The sequence below is a fragment of the Pseudomonas sp. GW823-FHT05G12 genome, from assembly GCF_058795575.1.
This window is the reverse complement of sequence record NZ_CM179501.1, coordinates 962,640-988,671: the sequence shown is the minus strand read 5'-3', so window position 1 is coordinate 988,671 and position 26,032 is coordinate 962,640. Positions and strand designations below refer to the sequence as shown.

The 26,032-nt window shown below is 65.8% G+C and carries 4 protein-coding genes; 2 read left to right on the top strand and 2 right to left on the bottom strand.

Going from position 1 to position 26,032, the window contains the following annotated elements; all coding sequences use genetic code 11:
* Nucleotides 1-466: 466 nt before the first annotated feature.
* Both AC3RCM_RS04485 and hmpA read right to left on the bottom strand, forming a co-directional pair.
* Nucleotides 467-973 carry a disulfide bond formation protein B gene (locus AC3RCM_RS04485; protein ID WP_003248609.1) on the bottom strand — a complete coding sequence of 169 codons (507 nt, stop codon included), beginning with the start codon at nucleotides 971-973 and terminating at the stop codon, nucleotides 467-469.
* Between the two features lie 454 nt (nucleotides 974-1,427).
* A complete protein-coding gene (gene hmpA, locus AC3RCM_RS04480) occupies nucleotides 1,428-2,606 on the bottom strand; it encodes an NO-inducible flavohemoprotein (protein ID WP_064491317.1) in 1,179 nt (392 codons plus the stop codon).
* Between the two features lie 154 nt (nucleotides 2,607-2,760).
* Here hmpA and norR point away from each other — a divergent pair, with 154 nt between their 5' ends.
* Together norR and AC3RCM_RS04470 are read left to right on the top strand one after the other, a co-directional pair.
* Nucleotides 2,761-4,317, top strand: coding sequence for a nitric oxide reductase transcriptional regulator NorR (gene norR, locus AC3RCM_RS04475; RefSeq protein WP_064491316.1), 1,557 nt, complete (start codon nucleotides 2,761-2,763; stop codon nucleotides 4,315-4,317).
* Between the two features lie 190 nt (nucleotides 4,318-4,507).
* On the top strand, nucleotides 4,508-26,011 hold the full coding sequence (locus AC3RCM_RS04470) for a BapA/Bap/LapF family large adhesin (protein ID WP_492629391.1): 21,504 nt from the start codon (nucleotides 4,508-4,510) through the stop codon (nucleotides 26,009-26,011).
* The last annotated feature ends 21 nt before the right edge of the window (nucleotides 26,012-26,032 follow it).

The window sequence follows — 26,032 nt, the reverse complement described above, 5'->3', positions numbered from 1 at the left end:
GCTCCTGCCTGGGGTCCGACTGCAGGACCTTGGCTTCAAGCGGGTTAGCGGTGCTTATGGTTTCGTAGGCAACAGGCCTGTACTTCAGACCAAGTCCATTTGGTGCGGGAAAACGCGGAGGGGTGTCCGCCCGGTATCGCCGTTGGGCGAAACTTGACGAAGTCAGCAAAAAGGAGCGCTGAGGCTTCCTTCAATCCTGCGACTCGCAAGCAGTGCCGAACGGAAATTGGGGGCGATTGTAGATAGGTCGCCAACCCTTGACTATGACTTATTGAGCAACAGTCTTTTACAGGATCTGTAACAATGCTGCTCGATAATTCAACTTCGCGACAGTTTGTCGCACCCCGCTTGATAGGCCTCAAAGCCGCACCCTGCAAGGCCTGCGGGTTGATCTGGATCAAGCGGTGCGCAACTTTTCCCTCTTCTCATGCGGTGCAAAAGACCCCATGCAATTCGGGACTTTTGTCTAAGCCTGGCGTCGATTGCGGTAGATACCGAGCGGAACCAGGACGGCGGTCAGCACGAAGGCAACAAGTGCCCATTGCGCCAGCGACAGGCCGAGGATCGGCGGATACGGCGTGCTGCAGAAGCCGTCGACCTGGAACGCCAGTGGCCACAGCTTCGCCAGTGGCAGGTCATCCACGATCGGCTGCAGGGTATCGATACCGCAACTGACCATGGGGTTGGCGAGTATATACACATGGTTGCCCGCCGCAACGATTCCGCCAATTGCACTGAGCACCACCAACGCCTCGAAGAAGGTCAGGCTGCGGCGCCCGGGCATCGCCGCAGCGATGAAGGCAAACACGGCAATGAACAGCAACGCATAACGCTGCAGGATGCACAACGGGCAGGGTGCCTCGCCGAGCACCACCTGCATGTAGAGGGCGCCGCCGATCAGTGAAAGGCAGATCAGCCCCAACAGCACCAGAAAGCGCCGTTCCCGATTCAGGCGCGATGTTTGTTCGTTCATTGCCGGTTCCTTCGATGGATAGTGGCAGCGTGGTCCGCCTGCCTGGGCGCAAGTCTACACGCTGGGCATGGCCTGTGAGCATGCCGAGGGAGCGTCGCGGAAGCACTGCGCAGGGCTATCCAGTGTGGGTGAGACCGGCCGCAACGACGTCGGTTCAACGCCGGGCGGCAAAAAACGGCTGCCCAGGTGCCGCGCAGGGGCAAGCCCCTCGACACCCGGGAGTGAAGGATACCGTGATTAAAGGATGATTAAGGATGAAAGCTGCGCAGGTGCTTTCATCTCTTCTTTATATATAGGCAGAAAGATGTGCTGCAGCGGGGGACGAGTACGCTATAGGCCTGTACCGGCCCCTTCGCGGGTAAACCCGCTCCTACAGTTACGGCACCACATTCAAGACCGGTGCAATACCTGTGGGAGCGGGCTTGCCCGCGAAGAGGCCGGCACAGGCGCTACATCACTCCAGCGCTGCCGCCGGCCCGAAGAACTCGTAGCGGCTCTGCTGCTCGGGCACACCCAGGCCCTTCAGCTGGCGCTTGACCGCCGCCATGAAGCCCTTGGGCCCGAGGAAGTATGCATCCACGTCACGCTCCTGCGGCAGCCACTCGGCGAGCAGGTCTTCACTCAGCAAACCCACGGCATCGGCCGCAGCGCCACCTTCCGGCTCGGCATAGCAGTAGAAGCGCTTGAGCTGTGGATGACGCGCCGCCAGGCCATCGATCCAGTCCCGGAAGGCATGCACCGCGCCGTTACGCGCACAGTGGATGAAATGCACCTCGCGCCGGGTTTGCAGTGCTGCCTGCAGCATCGCCAGGGTCGGGGTAATGCCCACCCCTCCGCTGATCAGCACCAGCGGTTTGTCGCTGGCTGCCAGGGTGAAGTCACCCGCAGGCGGGAACAGTTGCAGGGTATCGCCCACCATCAGCTCATCGTGCAGGTAGTTGGAGACCTTGCCACCCGCCTCGCGCTTGACGCTGATGCGGTATTCCTTGCCGTCGCACAGCGCCGACAGGGAATAGTTGCGGCGCTGCTCGGCACCGTCAATGTCCAGTTTCAGACCGATGTACTGGCCAGGTTCTGCCTTGAGCACCGGCATGCCATCCACCGGGGCGAAGTAGAACGAAACGATCTCGCTGCTTTCCTGCTCGCGGCGTACCAGGCGGAATTCACGGGTACCGCGCCAGCCACCCTCGGCCTCTTCCTTCTCTTTATAGAGGTTTTCTTCAGCACCAATCAGAATGTCGGCCAGCTGGCCATAGGCCGCGCCCCAGGCGTCGATCACCGCAGGTGTGGCAATGTCCTTGCCCAGCACTTCCTCGATGGCGCGCAGCAGGCAGCTTCCGACAATCGGGTAGTGCTCCGGCAGAATCTGCAGGGCAACATGCTTGTTGATGATCTGCCCGACCAGGCCGCCCAGTTGCTCCAGCTGGTCGATATGGCGGGCATACATCAACACGCCGTTAGCCAGCGCACGCGGCTGATCGCCACTGGCCTGGTGGGCCTGGTTGAACAGCGGCCGTACCTCGGGGTACTCGCTGAGCATCATCTTGTAGAAGTGGGTGGTCAGCGCTTCGCCGCCGCTTTCCAGCAGAGGTACAGTGGCCTTGATGATTGCACGTTGTTCGGCATTGAGCATTGCAACAACTCCTGAGCCTGTGGCTTCAAATGACTGCCCCTGCTATTACAGCAATCGTGCCAACTTTTATCGCCAGCAAAATCAGGGGTTTGATGCAGGTCATGTCAAAACGACCCACCCCTGCGTATAGTCATATCGACCCATAGGAGTCCATATGACTACACAGCCACTGCTCACCACCCTCCTGCCCCTGGTCAGCGACCTGTCCCGCGATTTGCCCGACCAGGAACGCTACCGCCGCCTGTTGCAAGCCATGCGTGGCCTGCTGCCGTGCGATGCTGCAGCACTGCTGCGACTGGATGGTGAATGGCTGGTGCCGCTGGCAGTGGATGGCCTTAGCCCCGACACCCTTGGCCGGCGCTTTCGGGTCAGCGAGCACCCGCGTTTCCAGATACTGCTCAGCCGCCCGGAACCCACCCGTTTCGCCAGCGACTCCGAACTGCCCGACCCCTACGATGGTTTGGTCAATGCCCCCGATGCCGACCTTGAAGTGCACGACTGCATGGGCTGCCCGTTGATGGTCGATGAGCGCCCATGGGGCCTGGTCACCCTCGACGCCCTCACCCCCGGGCAGTTCCAGAGCCTGGAGCTGGATGCCCTGCAGGCCTTTGCCAGCCTGGCTGCCGCCACCGTTACCGTGGCCGAGCGTATCGAGCACCTGGCCCTGCGCGCCGAAGACGAACACCATCGCGCCGAGCTCTACCGCCAGGCCAGCGGCCAGGATAGAGAGCTGATTGGCCAGAGCGCCGCACACAAACGCCTGGTGGAGGAAATTCGTCTGGTCGGCAGCAGCGACCTGACCGTGCTGATCACCGGCGAAACCGGGGTCGGCAAGGAGCTGGTGGCCCAGGCCCTGCACCGGGCCAGTAGCCGCGCCGACAAGCCGCTGGTCAGCCTCAACTGCGCCGCCCTGCCCGACACCTTGGTGGAAAGCGAACTGTTCGGCCATGTGCGCGGCGCCTTCACCGGCGCGCATGGCGAGCGCCGCGGCAAGTTCGAACTGGCCAACGGCGGCACACTGTTCCTCGACGAAGTGGGCGAACTGCCGCTGACGGTCCAGGCCAAGCTTTTACGCGTGCTGCAAAGCGGCCAACTGCAGCGCCTGGGTTCGGACCGCGAGCACCGGGTGGACGTACGCCTGATCGCCGCGACCAACCGCGACCTGGCTGCAGAGGTGCGTACGGGCAACTTCCGCGCCGACTTCTATCACCGCCTCAGCGTATACCCGCTGCACGTGCCACCGTTGCGCGAACGTGGGCGTGACGTGCTGCTATTGGCGGGCTACTTCCTCGAACAGAACCGTTCACGGCTTGGCCTGAACAGCCTGCGCCTGAGCCATGAGGCCCAAGCCGCGTTGATCGCCTACGACTGGCCAGGCAATGTGCGCGAACTGGAACACCTGATCGGCCGCTCGGCACTCAAGGCGCTGGGCCAGCACCCTGATCGGCCACGTATCCTCACCCTCGAAGCCATCGACCTGGACCTGCGTGTGTCGGCAGCCACGCCAGGCACGCTGCCCTCCCCCGCTGCACCGCAGCAAGTAGTCGCCCCGCCTGAAGGCGGCTTGCGTGAAGCCGTCGATATTTACCAACGACAGGTGATCGAAGCCTGCCTGCAGCGGCATCAGGACAACTGGGCAGCAGCGTCCCGCGAACTCGGTCTGGACCGCGCAAACCTGAGCCGTTTGGCCCGCAGGCTTGGGCTTCGCTGAGGCTTTTCTACCAAAGGATTAACCCAGAAAGCCATCTGGTTGCTTCCCCACCGGCTGCTATATCTCCCTAACCACCCGTTTGTCGACTGCCTGGTCGAAGCTGTGCGTAAAACCCCTGAAAGGGCTCTGTTACGCCGGTTGTGGCCCGAACACTCGGGCTGGGGGATCCGGATATCAGCAGGGAGCATCCATGGACAACATCGTCGTCGCCGATAAGCAATCCGAAGTCGCCACTCAGAGCGCCTGGGGCAATATCAATCTCAAAGCACCAAGCGTCGTGCAGGTACCGGTTTCTCCAGACAAAGTGGCCACGGTCACCCAGCGCGGGCAGGACCTGATCATCACCCTGAAGTCGGGGGAAAAGGTCACCATCGGTAACTTCTTCGCCGTGGACCAGGCCGGGGTCGGCAGCGATATGGTCTTCGTCGGCGAAGACGGCACCCTGTGGCATGCCCAGTACGATGCGGCAGCGTTCACCGGTTTCACCTTCGAAGAAGTGGCCTCGCTGGACGAACTGGTCGCAGGCATCGGTACTGCAGGCAGCGCCATGCCAACTTGGGCGATTGCCGGGCTCAGCCTGCTGGGCGTGGGCGGCGCAGCAGCAGCGGCGGACAATGGAGGCGGGGGCAGCAGCGGCGGTTCCGACCCCGACACCAGCGCACCGGCCACGCCAATCGACCTGCTGGTTTCACCGGATGGCCTGCGTCTGACCGGCCGTGGCGAAGCAGGCACCACGGTGAACATCCGCGACGCCGCCGGCAACCTGATCGGCAGCGGCACAGTGGGTGCCGACGGCATCTTCGAGGTGACGTTGAATGCGCCGCAGATCAACAGCGAAAACCTTGATGTCACCCTGACCGACGCCGCCGGCAATGTCTCGGCGCCTGGCACTGTCACTGCACCGGACGCAACTGCACCACTGGCGCCGACCGACCTGGCAATCAATGAGCAGGGTAACACCCTCACCGGTCGTGCCGAGCCCGGCTCGACGGTATCCGTACGAGGCGCAGGTGGCGTATTGCTGGGCACTGCGGTGGCCAGTGCGGACGGCCAGTTCAGCATCACCCTGCAACCGCCACAAAGCGACGGCCAGGCCCTGGAGGTCAGCGCTGCAGACGCGGCAGGCAATAGCTCGCCAGTTGCCAGCATCACGGCACCGGACGTCGACACCCCTGATACTACAGCCCCTGAACAACCGACCGACCTGGCCCTGGCCGAAGGCGTCACCTTCACCGGTCGCGGTGAGCCTGGTGCTACCGTGCAGGTGCGCGACGCAGCCGGCAACCTGATTGGCACCGGTGTTGTCGGTTCCGACGGCCTGTTCAGCCTCACCCTGTCGCCTGCCCAGGCCAATGGTGAAGCACTCGACGTGCGTTTGGTGGATGCCGCCGGTAACAGCTCTACCCCATTGCAGTTCGATGCGCCGGACATTACCCCGCCCGATGCGGTGAGCAACATTGCCGTCGGCGCTGACGGCCTGGCCCTGAGCGGTCGCGGCGAGCCCGGCGCCACCGTTGAAGTGCGCAATGCCAGTGGCACCGTGATCGGCACGGGTATTGTGGGAGCCAATGGCACTTTCCTGATTGATCTTGATCCGGCGGCGCAGCCGGGCGAGCAGTTGAGCTTGGTGCAGACCGACACAAGCGGCAATGCGTCCGTGGCTACCGAGTACGACGTCCCACTGACCTCCGCGCCCAACAGCCCGAGCAATCTGGCCATCGATGCTGATGGCACCACCGTTACCGGTACCGCGCCGGCTGGCAGCCGTGTGGAAGTGCATGATGCCAACGGCACCCTGATTGGCAGTGCCATTGCCAACGCCGATGGCAGCTTCAGCATCGAACTGAATCCCGCACAAGCCGACGGCGAACTGCTGGACGTGGTCGCCATCGATGACGGCGGCGTTTCCTCGCTGCCCGCCCAAATCACCGCACCGGATATCACCGCCCCTGCCACACCGACAGAACTGGCCGTGAGCGCGGACGGCAGCGTGATCACCGGCCGTGCCGAACCGGGCAGCACCGTGCGCATCGTGGCTGCCGACGGCACCGAATTGGGCACTGCTTTGGTCGGCCCGACCGGCGTGTTCAGCCTCAACCTCAACCCGCCACAAGTTGACGGCGAAGTGCTACAGGCCACCGCGACCGATGCCGCTGGCAATACTTCCGTTGCCAGCTCGGTCACCGCGCCGGACATCGATGGCGGCGATACCACCCCGCCTGAAGCACCGACCAATCTGGTGATCGGCCTTGCCGGCAGCCAACTCAGTGGTCGAGGCGAAGCCGGCACTGCCGTGCAGGTGCGTGACGCGGCCGGCAACATCCTCGCGACAGGCACCGTCGCTGCAGATGGCACCTTCACCGTCACCCTGGACCCTGCCGTGAACGACGGCAGCACCTTGCAAGTCACCCTCACCGATGCCGCCGGCAACGTATCCCAGCCGGGCTCGGTCACTTCGGCCGACTTGCTGCCGCCCGCTCAACCGACTGACCTGGCCCTGGCCGATGGTGTCACCTTCACCGGTCGCGGCGAGCCCGGCGCTACCGTGCAAGTACGCGATGCCAACGGTGCTGTCATCGGTACTGGTGTCGTCGGTGCCGACGGCCTATTCAGCCTCACCCTGTCGCCTGCCCAGGCCAACGGCGAAGCACTCGACGTACGCTTGGTGGATGCTGACGGTAACGCCTCTGCCCCATTGCAATTCGATGCGCCGGACATTACCCCGCCCGATGCGGTGAGCAACATTGCCGTCGGCGCTGACGGCCTGGCCCTGAGCGGTCGCGGCGAACCCGGCGCCACTGTTGAGGTGCGCGATGCCAGTGGCACCGTGATCGGCACAGGTGTTGTGGGAGCCAATGGCACCTTCCTGATCGATCTGGATCCGGCGGCGCAGCCGGGCGAGCAGTTGAGCCTGGTGCAGACCGACCCAAGCGGCAATGCTTCGGTGGCTACTGAGTACGACGTACCGCTGACCACTGCGCCCGACAGCCCGAGCAATCTGGCCATCAATGCTGATGGCACCACCCTCACCGGTACCGCGCCGGCCGGCAGCCGTGTGGAAGTGCATGACGCCAACGGCACTCTGATTGGCAGTGCCATTGCCAACGCCGATGGCAGCTTCAGCATCGAACTGAATCCCGCACAAGCCAACGGCGAACTGCTGGACGTGGTCGCCATCGATGACGGCGGCATTTCCTCGCTGCCCGCCCAGATCACCGCGCCCGACATCACCGCCCCTGCCGCCCCAACCGAACTGGCGGTCAGCGCGGACGGCAGCGTTATCACCGGCCGTGCCGAACCGGGCAGCACCGTGCGCATCGTGGCTGCCGACGGCACCGAACTGGGCACTGCTTTGGTCGGCCCGACCGGCGTGTTCAGCCTCAACCTCAACCCGCCACAAGTTGACGGCGAAGTGCTACAGGCCACGGCGACCGATGCCGCTGGCAACACTTCCGTTACCAGCTCGGTCACCGCACCGGACATCGATGGCGGCGATACCACCCCGCCTGAAGCACCGACCAATCTGGCTATCGGCCTTGCCGGCAGCCAGCTCAGCGGTCGCGGCGAAGCCGGCTCTACCGTGCAGGTGCGTGACGCGGCAGGCAACATCCTCGCGACTGGCAACGTCGCTGCAGATGGCACCTTCACCGTCACCCTGGACCCTGCCGTGAACGACGGCAGCACCTTGCAAGTCACCCTCACCGATGCCGCCGGCAACGTATCCCAACCGGGCTCGGTCACCTCGGCCGACTTGCTGCCGCCCGCACAACCGACTGACCTGGCCCTGGCCGATGGCGTCACCTTCACTGGTCGCGGCGAGCCCGGTGCTACCGTGCAGGTGCGCGATGCTGCCGGCAACCTGATTGGCACCGGTGCCGTCGGGGCCGACGGCCTGTTCAGCATTGCCCTGTCGCCTGCCCAGGCCAACGGCGAAGCCCTGGACATCCGCCAGGTGGATGCCGCCGGCAACAGTTCGATACCGCTGGAGTTCACAGCCCCGGATATCACACCGCCCGAGGCGGTCACCGACATCTTGGTCGGCCCAGGTGGCACGGCCCTGAGCGGTCGCGGCGAACCGGGTGCCACTGTGGAAGTGCGCGATGCCAGTGGCACCGTGATCGGCACAGGTGTTGTGGGAGCCAATGGCACCTTCCTGATCGATCTGGATCCGGCGGCGCAGCCGGGCGAGCAGTTGAGCCTGGTGCAGACCGATCCAAGCGGCAATGCTTCGGTGGCTACTGAGTACGACGTACCGCTGACCACTGCGCCCGACAGCCCGAGCAATCTGGCCATCAATGCTGATGGCACCACCCTCACCGGTACCGCGCCGGCCGGCAGCCGTGTGGAAGTGCATGACGCCAACGGCACTCTGATTGGCAGTGCCATTGCCAACGCCGATGGCAGCTTCAGCATCGAACTGAATCCCGCACAAGCCGACGGCGAACTGCTGGACGTGGTCGCCATCGATGACGGCGGCATTTCCTCGCTGCCCGCCCAGATCACCGCGCCCGACATCACCGCCCCTGCCGCCCCAACCGAACTGGCGGTCAGCGCGGACGGCAGCGTTATCACCGGCCGTGCCGAACCGGGCAGCACCGTGCGCATCGTGGCTGCCGACGGCACCGAACTGGGCACTGCTTTGGTCGGCCCGACCGGCGTGTTCAGCCTCAACCTCAACCCGCCACAAGTTGACGGCGAAGTGCTACAGGCCACCGCGACCGATGCCGCTGGCAATACTTCCGTTGCCAGCTCGGTCACCGCGCCGGACATCGATGGCGGCGATACCACCCCGCCTGAAGCACCGACCAATCTGGCTATCGGCCTTGCCGGCAGCCAGCTCAGCGGTCGCGGCGAAGCCGGCTCTACCGTGCAGGTGCGTGACGCGGCAGGCAACATCCTCGCGACTGGCAACGTCGCTGCAGATGGCACCTTCACCGTCACCCTGGACCCTGCCGTGAACGACGGCAGCACCTTGCAAGTCACCCTCACCGATGCCGCCGGCAACGTATCCCAACCGGGCTCGGTCACCTCGGCCGACTTGCTGCCGCCCGCACAACCGACTGACCTGGCCCTGGCCAATGGCGTCACCTTCACTGGTCGCGGCGAGCCCGGTGCTACCGTGCAGGTGCGCGATGCTGCCGGCAACCTGATTGGCACCGGTGCCGTCGGGGCCGACGGCCTGTTCAGCATTGCCCTGTCGCCTGCCCAGGCCAACGGCGAAGCCCTGGACATCCGCCAGGTGGATGCCGCCGGCAACAGTTCGATACCGCTGGAGTTCACAGCCCCGGATATCACACCGCCCGAGGCGGTCACCGACATCTTGGTCGGCCCAGGTGGCACGGCCCTGAGCGGTCGCGGCGAACCGGGTGCCACTGTGGAAGTGCGCGATGCCAGTGGCACCGTGATCGGCACAGGTGTTGTGGGAGCCAATGGCACCTTCCTGATCGATCTGGATCCGGCGGCGCAGCCGGGCGAGCAGTTGAGCCTGGTGCAGACCGATCCAAGCGGCAATGCTTCGGTGGCTACCGAGTACGACGTACCATTGACCACCGCGCCCGACAGCCCGAGCAATCTGGCCATCAATGCTGATGGCACCACCCTCACCGGTACCGCGCCGGCCGGCACCCGTGTGGAAGTACATGACGCCAACGGCACGCTGGTTGGCACTGTGGTGGCTGGCCCCGACGGCAGCTTCACCGTCACCCTCGACCCGCCTCAGGCCAACGGCGAACTGCTGGACGTGGTCGCCATCGATGACGGCGGCGTTTCCTCGCTGCCCGCCCAAATCACCGCACCGGATATCACCGCCCCTGCCACACCGACAGAACTGGCCGTGAGCGCGGACGGCAGCGTGATCACCGGCCGTGCCGAACCGGGCAGCACCGTGCGCATCGTGGCTGCCGACGGTAGCGAACTGGGCACTGCCTTGGTCGGCCCGACCGGCGTGTTCAGCCTCAACCTCAATCCGCCACAAGTTGACGGCGAAGTGCTACAGGCCACCGCGACCGATGCCGCTGGCAACACTTCCGTTGCCAGCTCGGTCACCGCGCCGGACATCGATGGCGGCGATACCACCCCGCCTGAAGCACCGACCAATCTGGTGATCGGCCTTGCCGGCAGCCAGCTCAGCGGTCGAGGCGAAGCCGGCTCCACCGTGCAGGTACGTGACGCGGCCGGCAACATCCTCGCGACTGGCAACGTCGCTGCAGATGGCACCTTCACCGTCACCCTGGACCCTGCCGTGAACGACGGCAGCACCTTGCAAGTCACCCTCACCGATGCCGCCGGCAACATATCCCAACCGGGCTCGGTCACCTCGGCCGACTTGCTGCCGCCAGCACAACCGACTGACCTGGCCCTGGCCGATGGCGTCACCTTCACCGGTCGCGGCGAGCCCGGTGCCACCGTGCAGGTGCGCGATGCCGGCGGTACTGTCATCGGTACTGGTGTCGTAGGTGCCGACGGCCTGTTCAGCCTCACCCTGTCGCCGGCCCAAGCCAACGGCGAAGCACTCGACGTGCGCTTGGTGGATGCCGCCGGCAACGTCTCGGCGCCACTGCAATTCGATGCGCCGGACATCACCCCACCTGAGGCAGTAACCAATATTACAGTTGGTGCTGACGGCCTGGCCCTGAGCGGTCGCGGCGAGCCGGGTGCCACTGTGGAAGTGCGTGATGCCAATGGCACTGTGATCGGCACAGGTGTGGTCGGTGCCAACGGCACCTTCCTGATCGACCTGTATCCGGCCGCTCAGCCAGGCGAGCAGTTGAGCCTGGTGCAGACCGACCCAAGCGGCAACGCTTCGGTGGCTACCGAGTACGACGTACCACTGACCACCGCGCCCGACAGCCCGAGCAATCTGGCCATCGATGCTGATGGCACTACCCTCACCGGTACCGCACCGGCCGGCACCCGTGTGGAAGTACATGACGCCAACGGCACGTTGATTGGCACTGTGGTGGCTGCCCCCGACGGCAGCTTCACCGTCATCCTCGACCCGGCCCAGGCCAACGGCGAACTGCTGGACGTGGTCGCTATCGATGACGGCAGCGTCTCCTCGCTGCCTACCCAGATCACCGCACCGGATATCACCGCCCCTGCCGCACCGACCGAACTGGCCGTGAGCGCGGACGGCAGTGTTATCACCGGCCGTGCCGAATCAGGCAGCACCGTGCGCATCGTGACTGCCGACGGCACCGAACTGGGCACTGCCGTGGTCGGCCCGACCGGCGTGTTCAGCCTCAACCTCAACCCGCCACAAGTTGACGGCGAAGTGCTGCAGGCCACGGCGACCGATGCCGCTGGCAATACTTCCGTTGCCAGCTCGGTCACCGCCCCAGACATCGATGGCGGCGACACAACGCCACCGGAGACCCCGACCAACTTGGTGATCAGCGCTGCCGGCAGCCAACTCAGCGGTCGTGGCGAAGCCGGTACCAGCGTTCAGGTGCGCGATGACGCAGGCACCGTAATTGCCACGGGCACGGTCAATCCGGATGGTACCTTCGCCATCACCTTAAACCCGGCCATCACCGATGGCAGTACGCTGCAAGTCACCCTCACCGACGCCGCTGGCAACCTATCGCAACCGGGCTCGGTCACCTCGGCCGACTTGCTGCCGCCCGCGCAACCGACCGACCTGGCCCTGGCCGATGGCGTCACCTTCTCCGGTCGCGGCGAGCCCGGTGCTACCGTGCAGGTTCGCGATGCCGGCGGCGCTGTCATCGGTACTGGTGTCGTCGGTGCCGACGGTCTGTTCAGCCTCACCCTGTCGCCTGCCCAGGCCAACGGCGAAGCACTCGACGTACGCTTGGTAGATGCTGACGGCAACACCTCTGCGCCGCTGCAATTCGATGCGCCGGATATCACCCCACCTGAAGCAGTAACCAATATTGCAGTTGGTGCTGACGGCCTGGCGCTGAGCGGTCGCGGCGAATCGGGTGCCACTGTCGAAGTGCGCGATGCCAATGGCACCGTGATCGGCACGGGTGTCGTGGGTGCTAACGGCACCTTCCTGATCGATCTGGATCCGGCGGCGCAGCCGGGCGAGCAGTTGAGCCTGGTGCAGACCGATCCGAGCGGCAATGCTTCCGTGGCTACTGAGTACGACGTACCGCTGACCACTGCGCCCGATAGCCCGAGCAATCTGGCCATCGATGCTGATGGCACCACCCTCACCGGTACCGCGCCGGCTGGCACCCGTGTGGAAGTGCATGACGCCAACGGCACGCTGGTTGGCACTGTGGTGGCGGGCCCCGACGGCAGCTTCACCGTCACCCTCGACCCGCCTCAGGCCAACGGCGAACTGCTGGACGTGGTCGCCATCGATGACGGCGGCGTTTCCTCGCTGCCCGCCCAAATCACCGCACCGGATATCACCGCCCCTGCCGCACCGGCCGAACTGGTGATCAATGCCGACGGCAGCGTAGTCACCGGCCGCGCCGAACCGGGCAGCACCGTACGCGTGCTGGCCGCCGACGGCACCACTGTGCTGGGTAGCGTGGTAGTTGGCGCTACCGGCAGCTTCAGCATCACCCTCGACCCGCCACAGATAGACGGCGAGGTGCTTCAAGTCACGGCCACCGATGCGGCAGGCAACCCCTCCACCGCCAGCAACCTTACCGCGCCGGACATCGACGGCGGCGACACCACGCCACCGGAAGCCCCGACCAACCTGGTGATCAACCCTGCCGGCAGCCAGCTGACCGGTCGCGGTGAAGCCGGTGCCAGCCTTCAGGTGCGCGATGGCGCAGGCACCGTAGTTGCCACGGGCACGGTCAACCCGGATGGCACCTTCGCCATCACCTTGAACCCGGCCATCACCGATGGCAGTACCCTGCAAGTGACCCTGACCGACGCTGCCGGTAATGTCTCGCAACCCGGTTCGGTCGCCACGCCAGACCTGCTGGCCCCCGCGCAGCCAACCGAGCTGGCCTTGGTCGATGGTGTGACTTTCACCGGCCGCGGCGAGCCCGGTGCCACCGTACAGGTGCGCGATGCCACCGGCAGCCTGATCGGCACAGGCCTGGTCAACGAAGACGGCACCTTCAGCGTCACGCTGTTCCCCGCCCAGGCCAATGGTGAAGCACTGGACATTCGCGTGGTGGACACCGCCGGCAATAGTTCGACGCCGCTGGCGTTCACTGCACCGGACATCACGCCGCCAGCTACTGTCAGCAACATCGTGGTCGGCGCCGATGGCCTGGTGCTCAGTGGCCGGGGCGAAGCGGGTGCTACCGTACAGGTACGTGATGCCAACGGCACTGTCATCGGTACCGGAACCGTCGGCGCCAACGGCACCTTCGTGGTCGACCTGGACCCGGCTGCCCAGCCGGGCGCTCAGTTGAGCCTGGTGCAAACCGATGCGAGCGGCAACGCCTCCGAGGCCCTGCAATATGAAGTTCCGGTAACCACCGCGCCCGCGAGCCCCAGCGACCTGGTGGTGGCTGAGAACGGTGTCAGCATCAGCGGTACAGCCCCGGCGGGCAGCCGCGTGGAAGTACACGACGCCAACGGCTCACTGGTCGGCAGTGTGGTGGTAGGTGCCGATGGCACCTTCACCGTCATCCTCAACCCGGCCCAGGCCAACGGCGAATTGCTGGACGTGGTCGCCATCGACGGCAGCGGTGCTACATCGCTACCCGTGCAGGTCACCGCACCGGATATCACCCCACCGGTCACCCCGGGCGAGCTGGCGATCAGTGCCAACGGCAGCGAGGTCACCGGCCGCGCCGAAGTGGGCAGCACCGTGCGGGTGGTGGCCGCCGATGGCACCACCGTGCTGGGTAGTGTGGTGGTCGACGCCACTGGCAGCTTCAGCATCTCCCTCGACCCGCCACAGGTAAACGGCGAGGTACTGCAAGTCACCGCCACCGACGCCGCCGGCAACACCTCCACGGCCGGCGACATCACCGCGCCGGACATCGACGGTGGCGACACCACACCACCGGATGCCGCGACCAACCTGGTAGTCGGCCTGGCCGGCGCCCAGCTCAATGGCCGCGGCGAAGCCGGGGCCAGCGTGCAGGTGCGCGATGCCCAGGGCAATGTACTGGCCAGCGGCTCGGTCAACCCGGACGGCACCTTCCAGATCACCCTCGACCCACCGGTGAAAGATGGCAGCAACCTGCAAGTGGTGCTGACCGATGCCAGCGGCAATGCTTCGGCCCCGGCGTCGGTGGTTACCCCGGACTTGCAGGCCCCGGCTCAACCGACCGGCGTGGCCTTGGCCGACGGCGTGACCCTGAGTGGCAACGGCGAACCGGGCGCGACCGTGCAGATACGCGATGCCTTGGGCAACTTGCTCGGCACTGGCCTGGTCCCTGAAACCGGCAGTTTCAGCATCACCCTGTCGCCGGCCCAGGCCAATGGCGAAATCCTCGACATCCGTCTGATCGATGCCGCCGGCAATGTCTCTTCACCCCTGCAGTTCGAGGCCCCGGACATCACCGCGCCTGCCGTAGTCAGCAACATCGTCGTCGGCGCCGACGGCCTGACCTTGGGCGGTCGCGGCGAAGCCGGTGCTACCGTCGAGGTGCGCGATGCCAATGGCACGCTGGTCGGTACCGGCACAGTGACCGCGAACGGTACTTTCCTGATCGACCTCGATCCGGCTGCGCTGCCGGGTGAACGCCTGAGCCTGGTACAGACCGACCCGAGCGGCAACGCCTCTGAAGCGCTGACCTACGACGTGCCACTGGTGGTCACGCCGACCAGCCCGAGCGAACTGGTCGTCGCTGCCGATGGCAGCAGCATCAGCGGTTCTGCTCCTGCTGGTAGCCGCGTGGAAGTGCATGATGCCAACGGCACGCTGGTCGGTAGCATCGTGGTGGGTGCCGAGGGCACCTTCACCGTGGTGCTTACACCGGCCCAGGCCAATGGCGAATTACTGGACGTGGTGGCGATCGACAACAACGGCACCTCGTCGTTGCCGGTGCAGGTCGCCGCACCAGACATCACCGCGCCTGCGGCGCCAAGCGATCTGGCAATCAGTGGCGACGGTACCGTTGTCAGCGGCCGCGCCGAAGCAGGCAGCACCGTCCGTGTGCTGGCCGCCGATGGCACCACTGTACTGGGCAGTGTCGTGGTGGGGGCCAGCGGCGCCTTCAGCATCGGCCTCACCCCGCCACAAGTGGCAGGCGAGCAGTTGCAGGTGACGGCCACCGATGTCGCAGGCAACGCCTCCACGGCCGGCAGCGTCACCGCACCGATCGTGGACAACGGCGGCGACACCACACCGCCGGAACCCGCTACCGAGCTGGCCATCAGTAACGATGGCCGCACAGTCTCCGGGCGCGGCGAAGCGGGCGCCACCGTGGAGGTGCGCAACGATCAGGGGCAAGTGCTGGTGAGCGGCACCGTTCAGCCCGATGGCAGCTTCAATGTGCAACTGCCAACCCCGGTGGTGGATGGCTCGTCCCTGCAAGTGACCCTGACCGACGCCGCCGGCAACGTCTCTACACCTAGCCCGCTGACGGCGCCCGACCAGGTAGCACCGCTGCAACCAACCGACCTGGTGCTGAGCAATGGCGACAGCCTGGCCGGTACTGCAGAAGGGGGCGCACGAGTAGAGGTCAAAGATGCCTCGGGCAACCTGATCGGCAGCGCCATTGCCGAGCCGGATGGCAGTTTCAGCCTGACCCTCGACCCGCCACAGGCCAATGGCGAGACCCTGTCCATCACCGTGACCGATGCGGCAGGCAACACTTCGGTGCCGCTGAGCTACGTGGCCCCGGACATCACCGCGCCAGCGATCGTCGCCGACGTGGTGGCAAGCGATGGCAGCCTGGCCGTGTCTGGCCGTGGCGAGCCCGGTGCCACAGTGGAAGTGCGTGATGCCCAGGGCGCAGTCATCGGTACTGGCACCGTGGCGCCAAATGGCACCTTCGTGATTGACCTGGAGGCACCGCTGGCAGCAGGTGAGAACCTCGTGCTGGTGCAGACCGATGCCGCCGGCAATACCTCGGCAGGGGTCAGCGTGACCGTTGCCGATACACCGCTGCCCGAAAGCCCGAGCGGCGTGGTGGTGGCCGGTGACGGCTCCAGCGTTTCCGGTACCGCACCGGCAGATACCCAGGTGGAAGTGCGTGACGCGCAGGGCAATGTCCTGGGCAGCGCCCAGGCCGGTCCGGATGGCAGCTTCACCGTCGGCCTGACCCCGGCCCAGGCCAACGGCGAGACCCTGGATGTCGTGGCGGTTGACGGCGCTGGCAACAGTTCGCTGCCTACCCAGATCACCGCCCCCGATATCACCCCGCCCAATGAAGCCAGCGAACTGCAACTGAGTGCCGATGGCAGCCTGCTCACTGGTCGCGGCGAACCGGGCACCACCGTGCAGGTCATCAGCGCCGACGGGACTGTGCTGGGCAACGCCCAGGTCGGTGCCGACGGTGTGATCAGCGTGGTCCTGAACCCAGCGCAGACCGACGGCCAGGAACTGGACGTGGTCCTGCGCGACCCCGCTGGCAACACCTCGACCGCCACCATCGTCGCGCCCGATACCGACGGCCCGCTGCAACCCTCCGGGCTGGCCATCGATACCGCTGGCATCCACCTTACCGGCCAGGGCCAAAGCGGCTCCATCGTCACCGTGCGTGACGCCGACGGCAATGTGCTGGGCACTGCCAGCGTGGGCGGCGACGGCCGTTTCGACGTCACCCTCAACGCGCCACAGCGCAATGGCGAAAGCCTGACCGTCGAAGCGACCGACAACCTGGGCAATAGCGCAGGGCCGGTGGACTTCACCGCCCCCGACTCTACCCCGCCGCAAGTGGTCACCAACCCAGCCATCGACGGCACCGGTACCACGATCACCGGCAACGGCGAACCGGGCGCCACCGTGACCGTGCGCGGGCCGGATGGCAGCGTGCTGGGCAGCACGGTGGTCGGCGCGGGTGGCGCTTTCGAAATTACCCTCGACGAGCCGCAAACCAACGGCCAGGCACTGACCGTGGAGCAACGCGACGCGGCCGGTAACCTGTCGGCGGCGGTCGATTTGTCGGCACCGGATACCCAGGCACCCGATAGCCCCACCGGGCTGGTCCTGGCTGGCGACGGCAGCAGCCTGAGCGGCAGCGGTGAGCCGGGTGCGCAGGTGACCGTGATCGGCACTGGCGGCACAGTACTGGGCACCGCAACGGTCCAGCCCGATGGCACCTTCCAGGTGGCAATCGACCCGCCACAGCTCAATGGCCAGACGCTGTCTGTCACTCAGGCGGACAATAGCGGCAACGGCTCGCCCGCTGGCACTGTGATCGCACCTGACTTCGAGGCACCGCTGCCGGCGCAAGGGCTGGGCCTTGATCCTACTGGCACACTGCTCAGCGGGCAGGGCGAGGCAGGCAGCACCGTAGAGGTACGCGATGCTGCGGGCAACCTGCTAGGCACCATCCCGGTGAATGCTGACGGGACGTTCGAAGTGGCACTCTCCCCGGCCCAGACCAACGGCGAAGTGCTGTCGGTGGTGCTGATCGATGGCGGCGGCAATGCCTCGCCGTCGGCCACGTTCACCGCTGACGACAGCACCGCGCCAGCTGCGCCTGCCGGCCTCACGATCACCCCGGGCGGCAGTGCCATCCAGGGTACCGGTGAAGCTGGCTCCACGGTGGAAGTGAAGCTTGCCGACGGCACGTTGGTAGGCACCGTCGTCGTGCCCGCAGGCGGCAGCTTCACGGTCCCACTATCGCCCGCCCAGTTGGACGGCCAGGCCCTGGATGTGACGCTGACCGATGCGGCCGGCAATATTTCGCAGCCCAGCCAGATCCTTGCGCCTGACATCACGCCACCAGCGCTGCCTACCGACGTTGCAGTCAACGGCGATGGCACGGCTGTGACCGGTAATGCACCTGGCGCCAGTTCGGTGACCGTGAGCGATGGGGCCGGCAATGTGATCACCGTTGCGGTCAACCCGGATGGCAGTTTCAGCGTGCCGCTGGATACACCGCAGAACAACGGCCAGACCGTAACCGTGGTAGTGACCGACGCAGCCGGCAACGACTCCGCGCCGGTCTCTGTCACCGCTCCGGACACGACCAATCCTGAACCGGCGACCGGGCTTACCGTAAGCCCGGACGGCAGCACGGTCGGCGGCACAGCCGAGCCTGGCAGCACAGTGGAAGTCCGCAACCCGGATGACACCGTGCGCGGCACTGTAACTGCTGGGCCGGACGGCACCTTCGTGATACCGGTCGACCCACCGCTGGCATCAGGCGAAACCGTCGATGTGGTGGTGATCGACCCTGCCGGCAACGAGTCGCCTGAAATACCACTGACTGGCCCGACCGGTACCGAAGTGGCCACGCCTTCGGCCCTTGCCATCAGCGCCGACGGTTTCCTGCTGACCGGCCAAGGTACGGTCGGCTCGCTGATTACCGTGACCTCCGGTGGCACCACGCTGGGTAGCGCCACGGTCGGCAGCGACGGCACCTTCCGTGTGTTCTTCCAGAACGCCCAGCTCAACGCCCAGATCTTGCAGGTCAGTGCCAAGGCTACCGTCGATGGCCAGCCTTCGGTGCCGGCCATTATCGTGGCCAATGACACCACGGCACCGGACGCGCCGACACAGGTAAACCTCAACGCCACCGGCAGTACGCTGACCGGCCAAGGCGAGCTGGGCGCAACCGTGCGCGTGACAGACGTACAAGGCACCTTGCTGGGGACTGCAACCGTCGACAGCAATGGCCTGTTCAGCGTCAGCTTCTCGCCGGCCGTGGCCAATGGGCAGAACCTGATCGTCACCCAGGCTGATGCTGCAGGCAATGTTTCGCTCGCGGCCACCCTGCAAGCGCCCGACCTGCAGGCACCGCTGGCAGCCAGCAACCTCAGCCTCAACAGCGCAGCCACCGTGCTCAGCGGCCAGGGCGAAGCCGGCGCCAGCGTCACCGTGCGCGACGCCAGCGGCGCCATCCTGGCCACCGGCACCGTCAACCAGAGCGGCCAGTTCCAGATCACCCTGCCCAGCGCGCAGGTCACCGGTAGCCCGCTACAGGTCACCCTCAGTGATGCCGCGGGCAATGTGTCCGGCCCGGCCAGCCTGGCCACGCCAGACCACACGCCGCCAGCGGCCATCAGTAACCCGGTGTTGAGCCAGGACGGCCGGCAGCTTTCCGGCAGCGGTGAAGCGGGCGCCACGGTACAGGTACGCAACGCCGCCGGTGCCTTGCTCGGCACCGCCACGGTGGGCGCCGACGGTCGCTTCACGGTGACCTTCGACACGCCGCAAGCCAACGGCCAGGTCATCGGCGTGACGCAAATGGATGCCGCCAGCAATACCTCGCCGGCGATCAACGTGACAACCCCGGACCTGACCCCACCCGCACCGCTGACCAACGTGGTGCTGAACAACAACGGCCTGACCCTGACCGGCCTGGGAGAAGCCGGTGCCACGGTCACCGTTCACGGCCAGGACGGGACCATCATCGGCACCGGCCTGGTAGCGGCCAATGGCAGCTTTACCCTCACCCTGAACAGCGCCCAGCTCAACGCCCAGCACCTGAGCGTTACGCAGACCGACGCGGGCAACAACACCTCCACAGCCGTGGCGGTCACCGCGCCAGACTTCACCCCGCCTACCGCACCGACAGCACTCGCCCTGTCCGGTACCGGGCTGCAACTGACCGGTAACGCCGAAGCCGGCAGCACCGTGACCGTGCGCGATGCCAGCGGCAACGTGCTGGGCACAGCGGTAGCCAGCAGCAACGGCACCTTCCAGGTCACCCTGAACAGTGCCCAGACCAATGGCCAGATGCTGCAGGTGACCGCCACCGACGCAGCCGGCAACGTGTCGCCGGCCGCACCTTACACTGCAGCCGACACCACGCCGCCGGCCGCCGTGACCAACCTGGCTGTCTCCGCCAATGGCGCCACCCTGACAGGCGATGGCGAAGCAGGCGCAACCGTGACCGTACGAGCACCGGACGGTACCGTGCTGGGCAACGCTACAGTGGCCGCTGACGGTCACTTCAGCGTGTCCCTGTCGCCGGCAGCGATCACGGGTGAAAGCCTGAGCGTGGTCCAGACCGATGCCGCACAGAACGTCTCCCCTGCGCAAAGCGTGACGGCGCCGGGCGCGCTGGCACCGGCCACGCCGGACAACCTGATACTGGCCGCCGACGGCCTGTCGGTGAGCGGCACCGCCGAGGCGGGCAGCACAATCAAGGTGTACGGCCCCAACGGCGTATTGCTGGGCAGCAGCCCGGTCACCAACGACGGCACGTTCACTGTCAATCTCGGCAGTGCACAGGCCAATGGCGAAGTGTTGCAGGTCAGCGCAACGGGCCCCGATGGCACTGTATCGCTGCCCGCTACCCTACAGGCACCGGACACAACGGCACCGCAACCACTGACCAATCTGGTGTTGTCCAACGACGGCCTGGTACTCAGTGGCCGCGGTGAAGCAGGTGCCACCGTAACCGTGCTTGGCGAAGGCGGTATCGACCTGGGCACTGCCGTGGTCGATGCCAATGGCAACTTCAACGTCAACCTGAACAGCGCGCAGATTAACGGCGAACAGCTCAGCGCCAGCCAGTCCGATGTGGCCGGCAACGAGTCCAACAGCGTCAGCCTGACAGCCCCTGACCGCGTCGCGCCGGATGCTGCCGGCAACCTGGCCTTCGCCGGGGGTGGCAGCTTGCTGAACGGTACCGGCGAAGCGGGTGCCGCCGTGCGTGTGCTCGCCGCCGATGGTTCGGTGCTGGGCAGTGCCACGGTGCGCGCCGACGGTACCTTCCAGGTCAACCTCGCATCGCCGCAGGCCAACGGCCAACAGGTGCAAGTGGTACTGGCCGATGCGGCTGGCAACCAGTCTGCCGCCAGCGCCATCACCGCACCCGATACCACACCGCCATCGGCACCCGGCGAACTGGCCGTTTCCGGTGATGGTGTCACCCTCACCGGCCGCGGCGAAGTGGGCGCGCTGGTGACCGTGACCAACCCGGCAGGCGAGGAAATCGGCAGCGCCACGGTCGATGCCAGTGGCCACTTCACCATCACGCTGAACCCGGCGCTGGGCAACGCCGAGCTACTCAGCTTCACCCAGGCCGATGCGGCCGGCAACGTGTCGGCAGTGGCAACCCTGCAAACCCCGGACTTCACCCCGCCCGACCCACTCACCCAAGTGGTGATCAACGCCGACGGCAGCGTGGTCAGCGGCCTGGGCGAGGCCGGCGCCACAGTAATCGTCAGTAACGCGGCCGGTACCGTACTGGGCACGGGTATCGTACTGGCTGATGGCAGCTTCAGCGTCGAACTGTCACCCGCACAAATCAACGACCAGACACTGTCGGTACTGCAGGCCGATCCACCCGGCAACGTCAGCCTGCCGGTCAACGTGCAAGCGCCGGACCTCACGCCGCCAGCGGCAGCAACCGAGCTGCGGCTCAATGCGGCAGGTGACGAGCTGGGCGGTGTCGGCGAAGTGGGCGCCACCGTGCGCGTGTACGTCGGTACCACGCAGGTCGGTACCGCCACAGTAGGCGCCGACGGGACCTTCATCGTCGGGCTGGATGCAGCGCAGCTCGATGGCCAGGTGCTGCAGGTCACCCTGACCGATGCAACCGGCAACATCTCGCCAATCAGTTCGGTCACGGCCGTGGACACCACACCACCGGCTACCGTGATCGCCACCATCAACGACAGCGGTACCCAGGTGACCGGTACTGCCGAAGCCGGCACCCGCGTCACGGTGGTCAACAACAACGGCGACCTGCTGGGCCAGGTAACGGTGGAGCCGGACGGCACCTTCGTCCTTGGCCTGAACCGCCCGCAAATCAACGGCGAAACGCTGACCATCATCGCTCAGGACGCCACTGGCAACCCGTCGGTACCGCTGGCAGTGACTGCGCCAGACCTGACGCCACCGGTGCAGCCGACCGACCTGCTGCTCAACGCAGCCGGTACGTCGATGACGGGTACGGCAGAAGCCGGCAGCACCATCACGGTGCGCGGCCCGAACAACAACATCGTGGGCACGGTGGAAGTGGGTGAGAACGGCCAGTTCACTGTGCCGATCAGCCCGGCACAGAACAACGGCCAGTTGCTGACGGTGGTGTCCACGGATGATGCTGGCAACGCTTCGGTGGCGGTCCCTTACCAGACCAACGACACCTCGCCACCCGACCTGGTGACCAACCTGGCGATCAACAACACCTTCAACGTGCTGACCGGCAAGGGCGAAGCTAATGCCACGGTTACCGTCAGCCTCGACGGAGACGTGATCGGTACCGGCGTGGTAGATGCCGCTGGCAACTTCCAGATAACGCTGGTGCCGGCGGCGGGCTCGCTCGCAACCCTGGAAGTGACACAGTCCGACGGCATCAATACGTCTGCGGTCGCGACCTACCTCACACCCTTGATCGCACCACCCGTGCCGCCCACCGACGTGACCTTGGGCAGCGACGGCCTGACCCTGACAGGCAGTGCACCCAGCGGTGTGGGCATTCGCGTGTACGACGCTGCAGGCAACCTGATCGGTACAGGGGTCGCAAGCCTGAACGGCTCCTTCACCCTGACGCTGGACGCAGCCCAGCTCAATGGCGAACACATTTCGGTGACAGCGGTGGCGCTGATAGGCGGCGAATCGCAGCCGACCTTCCTGCAAGCAGCCGACATCACGCCACCGACCAACCCGGTGGTGACCAGCCTGTCTGTCAATGGCCTGGTGCTGACCGGCACGGGTGAAGCCGGTGCCACGGTGACAGTGCGTGATGCCGGCAACAACGTGCTCGGCACGGCGGTGGTGAATGGCGGTGGCGTGTTCACCGTCAACCTGAACGCCGCGCAGCTCAACGGCCAGGTCCTGGGCGTGAGCCAGGCTGACGCTGCAGGCAATGCGTCCGGCAGCACAAGCTACACCGCCGCAGACCTGCAGCCACCCGCTGCCCCCACCAACGTCGCCATCAACGGCACCGGTACCGTGCTTACCGGTAGCGGTGAGGCGGGCGCTACCATTACCGTCCAAGGCCCGAACGGCCAGGTCGGTACGGGTGTGGTGCAAGCCAACGGCACCTTCAGCATTACCCTGACCTCGCCACAGAACGACGGGCAACTGCTGGTGGTACGCCAGGCCGATGCTGCCGGCAACCTGTCCGCCAGCACCAGCCTGACTGCGCCGGACACCACCCCGCCAGCCGCCCCGCTGGCCACCATCAACGCCAACGGCACCTCGGTCAGTGGTTCGGGCCAGATCGGCAGCACGGTCACCGTGCGCAACAGCGCCGGTACCGTACTGGGCACCGCAACGGTGGGCAGCAACGGCCTGTTCGTGGTCAGCCTGACTGCGGCGCAGATCGACAACCAGGCGCTCAGCGTCACCCTCACCGACAGCGCCGGTAACGTGTCCACAGGCACTGCGCTGACCGCACCGGACCTGACCCCGCCTGCGGCTGCCGGCAACCTGCTGTTCAGTGCCGACGGCGGTACCCTCACCGGTACGGGCGAAGTGGGTGCCACCGTCACCGTACGCAGCGCCGGCGGTACCGTGCTGCAGACCGCGACGGTGCAGGCGGACGGCACCTTCACCGTGACCCTCAGCCCGCCTCAGGACAACGGCCAGATCCTTTCGGTGACCCTCAGCGACCCGCGCGGCAACGTGTCGGGCAACGTCAACGTCACGGCACCGGATGTGGACGCCAACGCGCCGGTCATCGCCAGCGACAACCTGGCCACGGCCACGGTCAACCTGGCAGCGGTCAGCGCCACGAAGACCTACACCGACAGCTTCACCACGCTACTGTCGGGGTTCTCCAAGACCTACACCTGGACGGTGGCAGCAGGCACCACGGCTGACCCTACCCTCACACTGACCACCAACAGCGTGCTGGCATTGCTCAACAACACCAGCTTCACCCTGCAGGTGAAAGACGCCAGCGGCGCCTGGGTGACCATCGCCACCGGCAACACCCAGGGCCTGCTCGACCTGATCGTGCTGCCAATCGGCTTGCAGGTGGACATCGGCGTGCTGCAAGCCGGTGATTACCGACTGACCGTGGGCAGTGGCGGCATCGGCCTGATCACCGAAGTGAGCACCACGCTGGACATCGTCTCCACCAGCCTGACCCAGTTCACCGGCACCGGCATTGCCACCTCCGGCAACGTCATTACCGACGTGGGCACCGATGGCGCGGTGGATGCCCGTGGCCCGGACAGCGCCGCCGTGCTGCAAGTGCTGAAAGACGGCAGCTACGTCTCGGCCGGGGCTGCCACGACGGTTCAGGGCCTGTACGGCACCCTGGTGATCCGTGCGGACGGCAGCTACACCTACACACCGAACGGCAGCCCGAACAGTGTCGGCAAGGTGGATGTGTTCAGCTACCAGTTGGTGCACCCGAACGGCCTGTCCGATTCCGCCAACCTGTACGTGCGCATCGACAGCCCGCAAGCCACGGAGATCTGGAGCGACACCAACTACGGTGCACCGGCCACGGTGGTCGACGCAGTCAACGACGTTGGTAGCAGCCAGGTCACCCTGGACAACCGCGTGGACACCAGCAGCAGTACGCTGGGCTCGCTGAACCTGCCAGTGATCGGTACCCGCCAGGCCACCTACACCACCACGGTTGCCGCCAATACCACGGCCGACCTGCAGGTGGTGGTCAACTCCACCAACCTGTTGAGCCTGCTCAACGGCACCACCATCGAGCTGCTCAAGCTCAACCCGGCCACCGGCCAGTACGTGCTGGTGCAGTCGGTGCCAGGTGGTTCGCTGGTCAGCATACTGGGCGGCGGCGCCGGGTATACCTTCGAGAACCAGGGCGCCGGTACTTACCACGTACGTGTCACCGCCGGCGGCATCGGCTTGCTCAGCTCCATCACCACCAGCCTGAACACCACCACAACGTACCTGACCGAGTTCGTGGTCAGTGGCGCGACAGCAGCCACCGGCAACCTGCTGACTGACGACAACATCGGTTCGGCCTTGACCGTGCTGAGCGTGCTGACAGCCGCCAACACCTACACCATCCCGGGCTACAACGGGGTAAGCGTGGCCGGTACCTACGGCACGTTGCTGGTGCATGCCGACGGCAGCTACACCTACACCCTCAACGCGGGGCTCACCTCGGCGGTGGTCGGCCAGCAAGACACCTTCACCTACGAGCTAAGCCACCCGAACGGCACCACCGACACCGCAACCCTGACCATCAACGTGGACGATGCTGCCGGCCTCACCACGACCACATCGCTGCTGGCCGATACTGGCGACGCATCCGCGGCACTCGCCAGCCTGGCAGCGGCCACCGATGTGATCGCCGGCACCGACGGCAACGACAACCTCGATGGCAGCCGGGGTGGCCACATCACCCTGCAGGGTGGTGCGGGTGACGACACGCTGGTGGTGGTCGACCAGAACTTCGCCAGCGTCGACGGTGGCTCGGGAACCGACACCCTGCTGTGGGGCGGCGGTGATGCCAGCATCGACCTGGGCAACCTGGCCGGGCGCGTACACGACATCGAAATCCTCGACCTCAACGACACCAGTTCGGTGGCGCTCACCCTCAACCTGGCGGATGTGGTGGCCATCACCGAAACCGGTACCGACACACTGATCATCAAGGGGGACGACAAAGACTCGGTTCACATGACGGACAACTGGACGCTGGTCGGGAACCAAACTGCCGACGGCATCGACTATAACCAGTACACGGCCCAGGAGGATCCAAGCCATCACCTGTGGGTACAAAACGGTATCCATGTGGTTTGAGGCCGCTGCAAACCCGCCGGG